The organism is Krasilnikoviella flava, from assembly GCF_900167525.1.
In the GTDB taxonomy this organism is placed as follows: domain Bacteria; phylum Actinomycetota; class Actinomycetes; order Actinomycetales; family Cellulomonadaceae; genus Isoptericola; species Isoptericola flavus.
Genome location: NZ_FUZQ01000001.1, coordinates 151,611 through 165,924 on the forward strand (window position 1 = coordinate 151,611; position 14,314 = coordinate 165,924).

The 14,314-nt window shown below is 72.0% G+C and carries 14 protein-coding genes; all 14 read right to left on the reverse strand.

The genetic code is table 11. The annotated features are described in order from the left end of the window. Positions 1-50: 50 nt before the first annotated feature. Positions 51-1,532, reverse strand: coding sequence for a F0F1 ATP synthase subunit beta (gene atpD, locus B5Y66_RS00605; RefSeq protein ID WP_079569640.1), 1,482 nt, complete (start codon positions 1,530-1,532; stop codon positions 51-53). 73 nt (positions 1,533-1,605) lie between these two features. Continuing rightward, entirely contained in the window at positions 1,606-2,505 is a 900-nt protein-coding gene (locus B5Y66_RS00610) for a F0F1 ATP synthase subunit gamma (protein WP_079569643.1), read from the reverse strand. A gap of 2 nt (positions 2,506-2,507) precedes the next feature. Beyond that, positions 2,508-4,136: a F0F1 ATP synthase subunit alpha gene (gene atpA / locus B5Y66_RS00615; protein ID WP_079569646.1), complete on the reverse strand. Its 1,629-nt coding sequence runs from the start codon at positions 4,134-4,136 to the stop codon at positions 2,508-2,510. 83 nt (positions 4,137-4,219) lie between these two features. After that, a complete protein-coding gene (locus B5Y66_RS00620) occupies positions 4,220-5,035 on the reverse strand; it encodes a F0F1 ATP synthase subunit delta (RefSeq protein ID WP_079569649.1) in 816 nt (271 codons plus the stop codon). Beyond that, positions 5,035-5,634 carry a F0F1 ATP synthase subunit B gene (locus B5Y66_RS00625; RefSeq protein WP_407656353.1) on the reverse strand — a complete coding sequence of 200 codons (600 nt, stop codon included), beginning with the start codon at positions 5,632-5,634 and terminating at the stop codon, positions 5,035-5,037. Before B5Y66_RS00625 ends, B5Y66_RS00620 begins: the two co-directional genes overlap by 1 nt. Continuing rightward, complete coding sequence (locus tag B5Y66_RS00630; protein WP_079569652.1) at positions 5,634-5,864, reverse strand: ATP synthase F0 subunit C; 231 nt, start codon at positions 5,862-5,864, stop codon at positions 5,634-5,636. The genes B5Y66_RS00625 and B5Y66_RS00630 overlap by 1 nt, the downstream gene beginning before the upstream one ends. 101 nt (positions 5,865-5,965) lie before the next feature. Continuing rightward, on the reverse strand, positions 5,966-6,835 hold the full coding sequence (gene atpB / locus B5Y66_RS00635; RefSeq protein ID WP_079569655.1) for a F0F1 ATP synthase subunit A: 870 nt from the start codon (positions 6,833-6,835) through the stop codon (positions 5,966-5,968). Between the two features lie 170 nt (positions 6,836-7,005). After that, positions 7,006-7,491: a hypothetical protein gene (locus B5Y66_RS00640; protein ID WP_079569658.1), complete on the reverse strand. Its 486-nt coding sequence runs from the start codon at positions 7,489-7,491 to the stop codon at positions 7,006-7,008. Then, positions 7,488-8,753, reverse strand: coding sequence for a glycosyltransferase family 4 protein (locus B5Y66_RS00645; protein WP_079569660.1), 1,266 nt, complete (start codon positions 8,751-8,753; stop codon positions 7,488-7,490). Before B5Y66_RS00645 ends, B5Y66_RS00640 begins: the two co-directional genes overlap by 4 nt. Continuing rightward, positions 8,750-9,490, reverse strand: coding sequence for an L-threonylcarbamoyladenylate synthase (locus B5Y66_RS00650; protein WP_245806833.1), 741 nt, complete (start codon positions 9,488-9,490; stop codon positions 8,750-8,752). The genes B5Y66_RS00645 and B5Y66_RS00650 overlap by 4 nt, the downstream gene beginning before the upstream one ends. Then, entirely contained in the window at positions 9,487-10,452 is a 966-nt protein-coding gene (gene prmC / locus B5Y66_RS00655; RefSeq protein ID WP_139820657.1) for a peptide chain release factor N(5)-glutamine methyltransferase, read from the reverse strand. Before prmC ends, B5Y66_RS00650 begins: the two co-directional genes overlap by 4 nt. Continuing rightward, positions 10,445-11,542, reverse strand: coding sequence for a peptide chain release factor 1 (gene prfA, locus B5Y66_RS00660; RefSeq protein ID WP_079569663.1), 1,098 nt, complete (start codon positions 11,540-11,542; stop codon positions 10,445-10,447). Before prfA ends, prmC begins: the two co-directional genes overlap by 8 nt. 166 nt (positions 11,543-11,708) lie before the next feature. Beyond that, entirely contained in the window at positions 11,709-11,918 is a 210-nt protein-coding gene (gene rpmE, locus B5Y66_RS00665) for a 50S ribosomal protein L31 (RefSeq protein ID WP_079569666.1), read from the reverse strand. Between the two features lie 141 nt (positions 11,919-12,059). Further along, positions 12,060-14,096, reverse strand: a complete 2,037-nt coding sequence (gene rho, locus B5Y66_RS00670) for a transcription termination factor Rho (protein WP_079569669.1) — start codon at positions 14,094-14,096, stop codon at positions 12,060-12,062. Between the last annotated feature and the right edge of the window lie 218 nt (positions 14,097-14,314).

Consider the following 14,314-nt stretch of genomic DNA (forward strand, 5'->3'; position numbering starts at 1 on the left):
TCCCGCCGGGAGGGTGGTCCTCCCGGCGGGACGACGCGGGGACGAGACCGTCAGGCCCCGTACTCCTTCTGGATCCGAGCCCAGTTCTCCTCGAGCATCTCGAGGCCACCGATGTTGTAGAACGCCTGCTCGGCGATGTGGTCGAACTCGCCCTCGGCGATCTTCTTGAACGCCTCGATGGTCTCGCTCAGCGGCACGGTGGAACCCTCCACGCCGGTGAACTTCTTCGCCATGTAGGTGTTCTGCGAGAGGAACTGCTGGATGCGACGCGCACGCGCGACGACCGTCTTGTCCTCCTCCGAGAGCTCGTCCACACCGAGGATCGCGATGATGTCCTGCAGCTCCTTGTTGCGCTGCAGGATCGACTTCACCTGGGTGGCCACGTCGTAGTGCTCCTGGCCCACGTAGCGCGGGTCGAGGATGCGGGACGTCGAGGTCAGCGGGTCGATCGCCGGGTACAGACCCTTCGACGCGATCTCGCGGGAGAGCTCCGTCGTCGCGTCCAGGTGGGCGAACGTGGTCGCCGGCGCAGGGTCGGTGTAGTCGTCCGCCGGCACGTAGATCGCCTGCAGCGAGGTGATCGAGTGACCGCGCGTCGAGGTGATGCGCTCCTGCAGGAGGCCCATCTCGTCGGCGAGGTTCGGCTGGTAGCCCACCGCGGACGGCATGCGACCGAGCAGCGTCGAGACCTCGGAGCCGGCCTGCGTGAACCGGAAGATGTTGTCGATGAACAGCAGGACGTCCTGCTTGCGCACGTCGCGGAAGTACTCCGCCATCGTCAGCGCGGACAGGGCGACGCGCAGACGCGTGCCCGGCGGCTCGTCCATCTGGCCGAAGACCAGTGCCGTCTTGTCGAAGACGCCGGCCTCCTCCATCTCGGCGATGAGGTCGTTGCCCTCACGGGTGCGCTCGCCGACACCGGCGAACACGGACACACCGCCGTGGTCCTGGGCGACGCGCTGGATCATCTCCTGGATGAGGACCGTCTTGCCGACGCCCGCACCGCCGAAGAGGCCGATCTTGCCACCCTGGACGTACGGGGTGAGCAGGTCGATCGACTTGATGCCGGTCTCGAACATCTCGGTCTTCGACTCGAGCTGGTCGAACGCCGGGGGCCGGCGGTGGATCGGCCAGCGCTCGGTGATCTCGAGCTTCTCGCCCTCGGCGAGGTTGAGGACGTCGCCGGTCACGTTGAAGACCTTGCCCTTGGTGACGTCGCCCACGGGCACGCTGATCGGCGAGCCGGTGTCGGTGACGGCGGCACCGCGCACGAGGCCGTCCGTCGGCTTGAGCGCGATCGCACGGACCAGGGAGTCGCCGAGGTGCTGGGCGACCTCGAGCATGAGGGTGAAGGACTTCTCCCCCTCGCCCTGCGACGACAGGTCGATGTCGACCGTCAGGGCGTTGTAGATGTCGGGGATCGCGTCCTCGGGGAACTCGATGTCGACGACGGGGCCGATCACGCGCGCGACCCGGCCCACGCCGGGTCCGCTCTGGTGCTCGACCGGGGCTTCCACGGTGGTGGCGGTCATTGCTTGCCTCGCTTCGAAAGGAACGTTGCGGATGTCGGGACGGTCGTCAGAGCCGGCTCTGATGAAGCCGGCGTCATGACGCCGCGAGGGCGTCGGCACCCGAGACGATCTCGCTGATCTCCTGGGTGATGTCGGCCTGGCGGGCCTGGTTCGCCAGGCGCGTGTAGGTGCGGATCAGGTCCTCGGCGTTGTCCGTCGCCGTGTGCATCGCCCGCTGGCGCGCGGCCAGCTCGGATGCCGCGGCGTCGAGCATGAAGCTGAAGATGCGGCTGCGCACGTACCGCGGCAGGAGCGCGTCGAGGACGCTCTCCGGCGACGGCTCGAAGTCGTACAGGGGGAACGTGTCGCTCTCGCCCGGCACGGCCACGCCCTCGACGACCTCGAGGGGAAGCATCCGCACCACGCGCGGTCGCTGCGTGACCATGTTGACGAACTGCGTGTACACGACGTGCAGCTCCGAGACGCCGCCCTCGTCCACCGGGGCGAGGAACGCCCCGAGCAGCGTGTCGGCGATCTCGCCGGCGACGTCCGAGTCCGGGCTGTCCGAGCCGTACGACCACTGCCCCGCGAGCTGACGCCCGCGGTAGCCGTAGTACGAGACGGCACGCCGGCCGGTCGCGTACAGGTCGACCTGCTTGCCCTCGTTCTTGAGCTGTGCGACCAGACGCTCGGCCTCGCGGATGATCGACGCCGAGTAGGCGCCGGCCATGCCGCGGTCGGACGCGATCACGAGGACCGCGACGCGGTCGGTGTCGTGCCGCTCGCTCGTCAGCGGGTGCTTGGTCGACGAGTGCGTCGCCACCGCGGACACCGCGCGGGTGATGGCCCGCTCGTACGGTGCCGCCGCGGCGGTGCGCGCCCGCGCCTTGCCGATGCGGGAGGCCGCGATCAGCTCCTGCGCGCGGAACATCTTCTTCAGCGACTGCGTCGACTTGATCCGCTGCTTGTAGATGCGCTGGGCTCCACCGGCCATGCTCAGGCCTTCTTCTGCACGACGAGCTGCTCCTGCTCGACGTCCGCGGCCTCGTCCTCGGCGTCACCGCCGACGAGCGGGGTGCCGTCGGCCTTGAGGAAGCCGTTGCGCACGTCCTCGACCGCCGCGGTGAGCGCGTCCTCGGTCTCCTGCTCGAGCTTGCCCGTCTCCGCGATCGTGGAGAGCACGGAGGTGTGGCGGCGCAGGTGGTCGAGCATCTCGGACTCGAACCGCTTGACGTCCTCGACGGGGACGTCGTCGAGCTTGCCCTTGGTACCGGCCCACACGGACGCGACCTGGTCCTCGACCGGGTACGGCGTGTACTGCGGCTGCTTGAGCAGCTCCATGAGCACCGCGCCGCGGGCGAGCTGGCCACGCGAGGCGGCGTCGAGGTCGGACGCGAACATCGCGAACGCCTCGAGCGACCGGTACTGCGCCAGCTCGAGCTTCAGCGTGCCGGAGACCTTCTTCATCGCCTTGATCTGCGCGTCACCGCCGACTCGGGAGACGGAGATGCCGACGTCGACCGCCGGGCGCTGGTCGGCGTTGAAGAGGTCCGACTGCAGGAAGATCTGGCCGTCGGTGATGGAGATGACGTTGGTCGGGATGTACGCCGAGACGTCGTTCGCCTTCGTCTCGATGATCGGCAGGCCGGTCATCGAGCCCGCGCCCAGCTCGTCCGAGAGCTTGGCGCAACGCTCGAGCAGGCGGGAGTGCAGGTAGAAGACGTCGCCGGGGTACGCCTCGCGGCCCGGCGGGCGGCGCAGCAGCAGCGACACGGCGCGGTAGGCCTCGGCCTGCTTCGACAGGTCGTCGAAGATGACCAGCACGTGCTTGCCCTGGTACATCCAGTGCTGGCCGATGGCCGAGCCGGTGTACGGGGCGATGTACTTGAAGCCCGCCGGGTCGGACGCCGGGGCCGCGACGATCGTCGTGTACTCGAGCGCGCCGGCCTCCTCGAGGGCGCCGCGCACGGAGGCGATCGTCGAGCCCTTCTGACCGATGGCCACGTAGATGCAGCGCACCTGCTTGGCCGGGTCGCCCGACTCCCAGTTGGCCTTCTGGTTGATGATCGTGTCGATCGCGATCGCCGTCTTGCCGGTCTGCCGGTCGCCGATGATCAGCTGGCGCTGACCGCGCCCGATCGGGATCATCGAGTCGATCGCCTTCATGCCGGTCTGCAGCGGCTCGTGCACCGACTTGCGCTGCATGACGCCGGGCGCCTGGAGCTCGAGGGCGCGGCGGCCCTCGCTCTCGACGTCGCCCAGACCGTCGATCGGGTTGCCCAGCGGGTCGACGACGCGCCCGAGGTAGCCCTCGCCGACGGGGACGGACAGGACCTCGCCGGTACGGCGGACCTCCTGCCCCTCCTCGATGCCGGCGAACTCGCCGAGGACGACGACGCCGATCTCCCGGACGTCCAGGTTCAGCGCGAGGCCGAGCGTGCCGTCCTCGAAGCGCAGCAGCTCGTTCGCCATCGCGCCCGGGAGGCCCTCGACCTGCGCGATGCCGTCGGCGGCGGAGGTGACGCGGCCGACCTCCTCGCTGACCGCGCCCTCGGGCTCGTACGACTTCACGAAGCTGTCCAGTGCGGCGCGGATCTCCTCCGGCCTGATCGTCAGCTCAGCCATTGCTCTCTCCTGTCGTGGCCGCGTATCGCGCGGCCTCACGTTCTGCGTAGCCGACCGGAGCCGGCGCTGGGCCTGGGAAGGGTTCAGCCGGCCAGCCGGCGACGGGCGTCGGCCAGGCGGGACAGCACGGTGGAGTCGACGACGTCCGCGCCGACCTGGATGCGCAGGCCACCGATCACGGCCGGGTCGACCGTGACGTTGAGCTGCACCGCGCGCCCGTAGGCGCGCTCGAGCAGCCCGGCGAGCCGGTCCTGCTGGGACTGGCTGAGGACGGAACCGCTGGTGACCGTGGCCACGAGGCGACGGCGCCGCTCGGCGGCGATCTCCCCGTACCACAGCAGCGTCGCCACGAAGCGGCGGCCGCGGAGGTGCGTCGTGGCCCGGCGGGCGAGCGTCAGCGTGACACCGTCCACCTTGCCGGTGAGCAGGGCGTCGACGAGCTGGGCCCGGCGCTCGGGGTCGGTCGCACCGCCCGAGAGCACCTGCCGCGCCTCGCGCTGGCCGACGAGCGCCCGGGTCAGCCGGAACAGCTCGTCCTCGACGGTCTCGAGGGCGCCCCGCGACTCGGCGGACGCCAGCACGGCGTCCAGCCCGAGGCGCTCGACGGCGTCGGCGAGGTCCGCGTCCCCGGACCAGCGCGACCGCGCCAGCCCCGTGACCAGGTCCACGACACGCTCGTCGAAGCCGCCGGCGAGGACGCGGCCGGCCAGCGCCGCCCGGTCCTCCGGGTCACGCGACGGGTCGGCCAGCGACCGGCGCAGCGGCCCGGAGGAGTCCAGGGCCGCGACGACGGCGAAAAGCTGTTCGCCGAGCGTCTGCCCGTCCGCCCCGGCCGACCTCAGGACCGGCTCGAACCGCTCCTGTGCCGCCGCGAGGGAGGCTCCGCTGGTGCCCCGCATCAGCCCTCCTTGCCGACCGGCGTCGCCTGCGCCGAGCGCGACTCGTCACCGGCGGCCTCGAGCTCGTCGAGGAAGCGGTCGACGACGCGCGACTGGCGCGCCGAGTCCTGCAGCGACTCGCCGACGATCTTGGACGCCAGCTCCGTGGCCAGCGAGCCGACCTCGGTGCGCAGCGAGACCGCCGCCGTCTGGCGCTCGGCCTCGATCTGCCGGTGCGCCGTCTCGACGATGCGGGACGCCTCGTCCTGCGCCTTGCTGCGCATCTCCGCGACGATGACGGTGCCCTCGGCACGCGCCTCCTCGCGGGTCTTCGCGGCGTCGGCGCGGGCCTCGGCGAGCTGCTGGTGGTACTCCTTCAGCGCCTCCGCGGCCTCCTCCTGCGCCCGCTCCGCCTTGGCGATGCCGCCCTCGATCTTCGCGGTGCGCTCGTCCAGCACGGCCTGGAACTTGGGCAGCGCGTACTTGTAGAAGACGAGACCGATGATCACGACGATCACCAGCGACCAGATGATGTCCGGCCAGTGGGGAATCAGGAGGTTCGGCTCTGACGTCTCCGCCGCGAGCACGGTCGCGGTGGGGGTGTTCAGGGGGGTCATCATCACGGGACGATGAAGCCGGCCACCAGGCCGAGGAGCGCGAGCACCTCGACGAAGGCGATGCCGATGAACATCGTGGTACGGAGCTGGCCGGACACCTCGGGCTGGCGGGCCATGCCCTCGATCGTCTTGCCGATGAGGATGCCGAGGCCGATGCCCGGGCCGACCGCCGCGAGGCCGTAACCGACGGTGCCGATGTTTCCGGTGACCTCGGCGAGGGTGGTGACGTCCACTGGGTTTCCTTCCGTTGGGCGTCGGGCCTCGGTGGCCCGACGTCGACGTTGTGAGTGCAGTTGTGAAGCTGGTCCGGCTCAGGCCGGAGACCGCGAGACGGTCAGTGCTCCGCCTCGACGGACATGTTGAGGTAGACGGCGGTGAGGATCGCGAACACGTAGGCCTGCAGCGCTGCCACGAAGACCTCGAAGAGGAAGAACGCAAAGCCGGCCACGAACGTGCCCGCGCCGAAGAGCTTCATCGCCCCGGCGGAGTCGAAGAGGAAGAACGACGTGGCCGTGAAGCAGATCGCGAGCATGAGGTGCCCGGCCACCATGTTGGCCAGCAGCCGGATGACCAGCGTCGCCGGCCGCAGGATGAAGACCTGGAGGAACTCGATCGGCACCAGGAGGATGTACAGCACCGGCGGCACGCCCGGCGGGAACAGCGAGTTCTTGAGGAACCCGCCCACGCCGTGCGCCTTGACGCCCGCGCCGAGGTACATCACGTACGTCCAGGCGGCCAGCACGATCGGCAGGCCGATCACGGAGGTGCCCGCAATGTTGAGGAACGGGATGACGGCGGCGATGTTCATCACCAGGACCGTGCAGAAGATCGTCGCCAGCAGCTTGAAGTACTTGCGGCCGTTCTCCTGGCCCAGCACCTCGACGGCGATCGAGTTGCGCACGAAGTCGAGGATCATCTCGATCGCGTTCTGGAACCGCCCCGGCACGAGCTTCGCGCGGCGCGCCGCGATGCAGAAGACGACCAGCAGGACGACGGCCATGATGACGCGGACCAGCATGATCCGGTTGAACTCGAAGGGCGTGCCCTCGAAGAAGATGGCCGGGGGGAAGAAGTCGGCGATCGTCGGCGCATGGAACTCGCCGTCACCTTCGGCGGCGAGCAGCAGGGGGATCGCTGGCGTAGACAGGGGGTTCTCCCGGAGGTCGTACGGTCCGGGCGCTCCACTCCTGGGAGGGCACGCCATCGGACCTGGCCGTCATGGATTCGCGGACAGCCTACCGGATGTTCACAGGTGCTCCGACATCCCGGAGCAGAATTTCCGGCCAGATCCCGCGGCTTGTGAAGAAGCGCACGATGTTGCCCCTGGCGACGAATGGTCGCCCTGCGCAAGCACCCTGGTCAGAAGGGGCCGCGTCAGGGCTGCACGTAGGGCACACGACCGCTGTTCACGGCCCGGTAGTCGAGCAGGGCCGACCCGATCGCGCCCACCCCGAGCACCACGATCAGCACCCACGGGGCGTAGAACGTGGCGCCCTGCAGCAGCGCGAGCACGACGATGAGCACGACGATCTTGGCCACCCACGCGCCCATCACGAACGCGGCCATGCGCGCCGGGCTCGAGCCGACCGTCCGCATCATCGACCAGATCGTCGTCGCGCAGAAGAAGGCCGCGATCGCCGCGCCCACCAGGGCGCCCCACAGCCCGGGCATTCCGGCGACCAGGAGGCCGATGCCGCCGCCCAGCACCACCAGGGCACCGACCAGCAGCAGGGTGTCCCGCAGCGCCGTCCGCAGCACGGCGCGCTCCGCGACGGTCGCGGCGTCCGCACCGGGAGCTGCGTCGGGGGCGGTGGCGGCGTCGCGGTCGGGCGTCGGGCCGGGGGTGTCGGGCGTCGTCATCGGGGGCGTCCTTCGTGCGTCGTCAGGGTGGGCGCGGCCGGGGCCGCCGGGGGCGGGGTGGCGGCGTGCGGACCGGGGGTGTGCGGGCCGAGCGGCCCCCCGGGGTGCGCGGGCGCCACCGTGGGGTGGCTGCCCGTCGCGACGTCGTCGTCGAGGAAGCGGCCGCGGGTCCGCAGCGGGCCGAGCGTGAGCAGGAGCGCCACCACCACTGCGGCACCGAGCCCCGCGAGCACGGCCTTCCAGTCCCACAGCACGAGCGCGGCCGCGCCGAACGCCAGGACGGCGGCCCACACGTAGAGGATGAGCACGGCGCGGCGGTGGGAGTGGCCCAGCGCCAGCATCCGGTGGTGCAGGTGCATGCGGTCGGGATGGAACGGCGACTTGCCGGCGGCGAGCCGGCGCACCACGGCCAGCGCCATGTCGAGCAGCGGCAGCAGCACCACCGCGACCGGCAGCAGGAGGGGGATGAACAGCGGGACGCGCTGCGCCCCGGAGAGCGTGGCGCCCATCGAGACGGGGTCGACGTTCCCGGTGATGGTGATCGCCGCGCCGGCGAAGACGAGGCCGAGCACCATCGAGCCCGAGTCGCCCATGAAGATGTGTGCCGGGAAGAAGTTGTGCGGCAGGAAGCCCAGACACGCCCCGACCAGCACGGCCATCATGAGGGTCGCGAGGTTGGCGTAGTTCTCCGGGGTGGCCTGCTGGGTGAGCCCGTAGGTGTAGAGCAGGAACGCGGTACCGCCGATCGCGATCAGCCCCGCGGCCAGACCGTCCAGGCCGTCGACGAAGTTCACCGCGTTCATCGCCACCACGACGACCAGGATCGTCACGAACAGCGAGATCCTCGACGAGGTGATGAACAGCCAGTCCGGGGTGGGCAACGACGTGAGCTGCACCTGCTGCCAGGCCATGAACCCCGCCGCGAGCACCTGTCCCGCGAGCTTGGTCATCCAGTCCAGGTCCCACACGTCGTCGGCCCATCCCAGCAGGCAGACGATGGCGGCGCCGCCGACGATGCCCCACACCTGCGGCCCGCTCTCGAACACCCCCGCGAGGAACGGCATCTGGGAGGCCAGCACGACGGCGACGACGATGCCGAGCAGCATCGCCAGGCCGCCCAGCCGTGGTGTCGGCTGCAGGTGCACGTCGCGGGCCCGCACCGCGGTGATCGCGTTGGTGCGTCGCGCGACCCACCGCGCGCCCGGCGTGGCGAGGTACGTGACCGCCGCCGAGACGAGCATCAGGAGCAGATAGGCCCTCACCCGGCGGACTCCTCCGCGGGTGCGGCGCCCGGCTCCTCGGCCGGCGCGTCCGCGGGCTCGGGCGACGCCTCGTCGGCGGGCTCGTCGGCGGGCTCGTCCACCCCGCGCACGGGCGCGACGTCGTTGAGGGCCTCGAGCGTGATCGCGCCCTGGCGCACGACGCGCAGCCGCTCGCCGGTCGCGTCCACGATGGTCGAGGCCACGCCGCCGGGGGCGTCGCCGCCGTCCAGGTAGACGGTCACGGCGTCACCGAGCTGCGCCTGCGCGTCGGCGACCTCGAGGGCCGCCGGGTTGCCGGTGGCGTTGGCGCTCGAGACCGCGAGCGGGCCCGTGCGGCGCAGCAGCGCCAGCGCGGCGGGGTGGTCGGGCATGCGGAGCGCGACGGTGCCGTGGGTCTCCCCCAGGTCCCACTGCAGCGAGGGCTGCGCCTGCAGGATGATCGTCAGGCCGCCCGGCCAGAACGCCTCGGCCAGCTTGCGCGCGTCGTCCGGGACCTCGGTGGCCAGCCCGTCGAGGGTGCGGACGTCGGGGATCAGGACGGGCGGGGGCATCTGGCGCCCGCGGCCCTTGGCGGCGAGCAGGGCCGCGACGGCCTCCGCGTCGAAGGCGTCGGCGCCGATGCCGTAGACGGTGTCGGTCGGCAGCACCAGCAGGCCGCCGCGCGAGACCGTGTTCACCGCCTCGTCGATCGCAGGGCCCCAGGTGTTCGGGTCGGTGACGTCGTGCACGCTGCTCACGGGCTCAGTCTGTCACGGTTCGCCCGGCCGCCGGCCGGTGCGTCCGGGCTCGCGCCCGCGTCGCCGCAGCGGCGTGCCACCACCATCCGGGGCCTCCCGGTGAGGTCGTCGCCCGTGCTCGCCGGGCCGAAACCGCCGGAGTGCGCCACCATCGCCCGCGCCGCCGCGGCCTGGACCTCCGCGTGCTCCATGACGTACAGCCCGCCGGGCCGCAGCAGCCGGGCCGCCGCCGCGGTGACGCCGCGCGGCACCTCCAGCCCGTCGTCGCCCAGCCCGTAGAGCGCCACGGCCGGATCGTGCTCGGCCACCTCGGGGTCGCGCGGCACCGCGCCCGGCGGCACGTACGGCGGGTTCGAGACCACCACGTCCACCGTGCCCGCCAGCTCGCGCAGCGCGGTGCGCGCGTCGCCGCGGACCAGGTGGACGACGACGGCCGGCACCCCGGCCTGCGTCGCCGCCACGTTGCGCGCCGCCCAGCCGTGGGCGGCGGCGTCCAGCTCCACGGCGTGCACGCGCGCGCCCGGCACCTCCGTGGCCACGGCCAGCGCGATGGCGCCCGAGCCGGTGCACAGGTCGACCACCACCGCCGACCCCTGGCGGGTCACCACGCGCGCGGCCTCGTCGATCGCCACCTGCGCCACCTGCTCCGTCTCCGGCCGCGGCACGAAGACGCCGGGGCCGACCGAGAGCTCGAGGTGTCGGAACGGGGCCACGCCGGTGAGGTGCTGCAGCGGTTCGCGGGCCGCCCGGCGCTCGACGGCGGCGGCGAACCGGGCGGCGGCGGCGCCCGGCAGGTCCCGGTCCAGCACCGCGAGCCGCCGCACCTCGGCCCGGTCGACGCCGAGGGCGTGCGCGAGCAGCGTCTCGGCGTCGACGCGCGGGCTGGGCACGTCCGCCGCCGCGAGCCGCGACACCGCCCACCGGGTCGCGCCGCCGATCGAGGTGAGCGCGACGTCAGGCACCGGTGCCGCCCGCGGCCGCGAGCCGCGCCGCCTCGTCGGCGTCGACCGCGGAGCGCACCACCGGGTCGAGGTCACCGGTGAGCACGTGGTCGAGGTTGTACGCCTTGTACCCGGTGCGGTGGTCCGCGATGCGGTTCTCCGGGAAGTTGTAGGTGCGGATCCGCTCGCTGCGGTCCACGGTGCGCACCTGGGAGCGCCGCACGTCGGCGGCGGCCGCAGCGGCCGCCTCCTGCTGCGCGGCGAGCAGCCGGGCGCGCAGCACGCGCATGGCCTGCTCCTTGTTCTGCAGCTGCGACTTCTCGTTCTGCATCGAGACCACGATCCCGGTGGGCACGTGCGTGATGCGCACGGCGGAGTCGGTGGTGTTGACGGACTGGCCGCCCGGCCCCGACGAGCGGTACACGTCGATGCGCAGGTCGCCCGGGTCGATCTCGACCTCGCCCGGGTCGTCCACCTCGGGCAGCACCAGCACCCCGGCGGCCGACGTGTGGATGCGGCCCTGCGACTCCGTGACCGGCACCCGCTGCACGCGGTGCACGCCGCCCTCGTACTTGAGGCTGGCCCACACGCCCTCGGCGGGGTCGGAGATGCTGCGCGCCTTGATCGCGACCTGCACGTCTTTGTAGCCGCCCAGCTCGGTCTCGGTCGCGTCCAGCACCTGGGTGGCCCAGCCGCGCCGCTCCGCGTAGCGCAGGTACATCCGCAGCAGGTCGCCGGCGAAGAGCGCGGACTCGTCGCCGCCCTCCCCCGCCTTGATCTCGAGGATGACGTCGCGCGCGTCGTCGGGGTCGCGCGGGACCAGCACGCGCCGGAGCCGCTCGGCGGCGGCGTCGGCCGCGGTGCGCAGGCCCGGCAGCTCGGCGGCGAACGCCTCGTCCTCGTCAGCGAGCTCTGCGGCGGCCTCCGCATCGTCGCGGGCCAGCTCCCACGCCCGGTAGGCAGCGGCGACCTGGTTCAGCTCGGCGTAGCGGCGGCCGAGCGACCTCGCCCGGCCGGCGTCGGCGTGCACGGCCGGGTCGGCCAGCGCCCGCTCGATCTCGGCGTGCTCGTCGAGCAGCGGCCGCGCGGCGGCGAAGGTTTCCGTGGTCACGACGCGTCCCCGACTTTCCGATGGTTGAGCTTGTCGCAACCACCCGGTCGCTCCGAGGTGGTCTCGACGAGCTCAACCACCGGTAGGCAAAGCAACAGCGCCGGCGGTCCGTCGTCCGACTGCCCCTGGAGAGGTTGTCGGGCGGACCGCCGGCGCTGAGAAGCAGCTACTTCTTCTTGCCGTAGCGAGCCTCGAAGCGGGCGACGCGGCCGCCGGTGTCGAGGATCTTCTGCTTGCCCGTGTAGAACGGGTGGCACGCGCTGCAGACCTCGACGCTGATCTTGCCGGAGGTCGCGGTGCTGTGGGTGGTGAACGTGTTGCCACAGGTGCAGCTCACCTGGGTGACGACGTACTCGGGGTGGATACCGGACTTCATGATGCTCCTTGGTGTGATGCCACCGGGTCGCCCCGCAGGACAGCGGGCCGTGAACCGGAAGGCCGACGAGCCATTGTGCCAGAACGCAGAGCGCCTGAGGAAATTCCCGGCCCGGACCCGCGCGGGGTCCGGGCCGGACGATCAGATCGTCTCGCCCGGGTTGTCGTCCGAGAGACCGGCCGGCGTCGTCTTCTGCACGTGCAGCAGGAACTCGACGTTCGACTTGGTCTTCTTGAGCTGGCCGAGCAGCAGCTCGATCGCCTGCTGCTGGTCCAGGGCGCCCATGACGCGACGCAGCTTGTAGACGATGCCGAGCTCGTCCTTCGCCATGAGGATCTCCTCGCGGCGGGTGCCGGACGCGTTGACGTCCACCGCCGGGAAGATCCGCTTGTCCGCCAGGTTCCGGGACAGACGCAGCTCCATGTTGCCCGTGCCCTTGAACTCCTCGAAGATCACCTCGTCCATCTTCGAGCCCGTCTCCACGAGCGCCGAGGCGAGGATGGTCAGCGAGCCGCCGTTCTCGATGTTGCGCGCCGCGCCGAAGAACCTCTTCGGCGGGTAGAGCGCCGCGGCGTCCACACCACCGGAGAGGATGCGGCCCGACGCCGGCGCAGCCAGGTTGTAGGCACGCGACAGGCGGGTGAGCGAGTCGAGCAGCACGACGACGTCCTGGCCGAGCTCGACCAGGCGCTTGGCGCGCTCGATCGCGAGCTCCGCGACGATCGTGTGGTCCGACGCGGGGCGGTCGAACGTCGAGGCGATGACCTCGCCCTTGACCGTCCGCTCCATGTCGGTGACCTCTTCGGGCCGCTCGTCCACGAGCACCACCATGAGGTGGACCTCGGGGTTGTTCGCGGTGATCGCGTTGGCGATCTGCTGCATGATGATCGTCTTGCCGGCCTTGGGCGGCGCGACGATGAGGCCGCGCTGGCCCTTCCCGACCGGGGCGACGATGTCGATCACGCGCGGCGTGAGGCGGGTGGCCTCAGGGTTCTCCAGGCGCAGCCGCTCCTGCGGGTACAGCGGCGTCAGCTTGGTGAACTCGGGCCGCTGCCGCGCCTCCTCCGGCGTCATGCCGTTGACCGAGTCCAGGCGCACCAGGGCGTTGAACTTGCTGCGGACGTTCTTGCCCGACGGCGGCTCCTCGCCCTCGCTGGGCTGGCGGATGGCGCCGACGATCGCGTCGCCGCGACGCAGACCGGACTTCTTGACCTGGTTGAGGGAGACGTAGACGTCGCCCGCCCCCGGCAGGTAGCCGCTCGTGCGCACGAACCCGTAGTTGTCGAGGATGTCCAGCACGCCGGCGACGGGCAGCAGGACGTCGTCCTCGCGCACCTCGACGTCGTCGAGGCCGGCGACGTCGGGGCCGCCCACCCGGCCGCCGCGGTTGCGCTTGCGGTCGCGGCCGCGGTCGCGACCCCGGCGACGGCGCGAGCCGCGGTCGTCCTCCTCGTCACGACGCTGGCGCTCGTCGCGCTGACCGCCCTGTGCCCCCTGACCGCTCTGCGCGCCGGAGCGCTGCTGGCCGGAGCCGTCGTTCCCGCGGCCCTGGCCGGAGCCGTCGTTCCCGCGGCCCTGGCCGGAGCCGTCGCTCCCACGGCTCTGGGCGGAGCGCTGGCCGTCCCCCTCGCCCTGGTTGCCGTTCTGGCCGCCCTGGTTCCCGGACCGCCGGCCCCCGCGCTCGCGCGGGGCCGCAACGGCCTCCGCGAGCTGGGCGAGCCGCGCCTCGCGGTCGACGTCGGAGCGCTGGTCGCCACGCTCGCCCCCACGGGCGGGCTGGGCCTCGGTCGTGGGCTCCGCCGCGGCCTGCTGCGGCGCGGCGTCGCCATCGCCCGAGGAACCCGCGGTGCGGGTGGCGCGGCGCGAGCGGCGCGGGGCCTCGGCACCGTCGGCGCGCGGAGCGCGCACGTCGCCGGAGGCCTGCTCGGCCGGCGCCTGGGCCGGGGCGTCGCTGCGGACCGTGGACGCCACGGCGGTCGCCGCGGCGACCGGGGCACCGGCGGTGCGCGCGCCCTGGCCGCCTGCCGACCGGATCGCGTCCTGCAGGTCGCTCTTGCGCATCCGGGACGTGCCCTTGACGCCCATGCCGGAGGCCAGCGCCTGGAGCTCGGCCAGACGCATCGAGCTCAGGTTTCCGGATGCGGCGGAGCCGTTCCGGCTGTCGGTGGTGTTCGTCACGAAGGACCCTTCCCCCTCGTATGCGGCCCTCAGAAGTCGGGGCCGGGGTGGCTGCCGTCCTGGCGCGGGGAGCGCCGAGACGCGTGGAACCTCGCATCAGTGGTACGACGACGTCGGCTGGCGGGGTTGGTATTCGCCTTCTCGCGGGACTGCCGCGGCGGATCGTGCACCGCATCGCAACCACCGGGCACCAGGCTCTGACCGGGCACGCGAGCGCG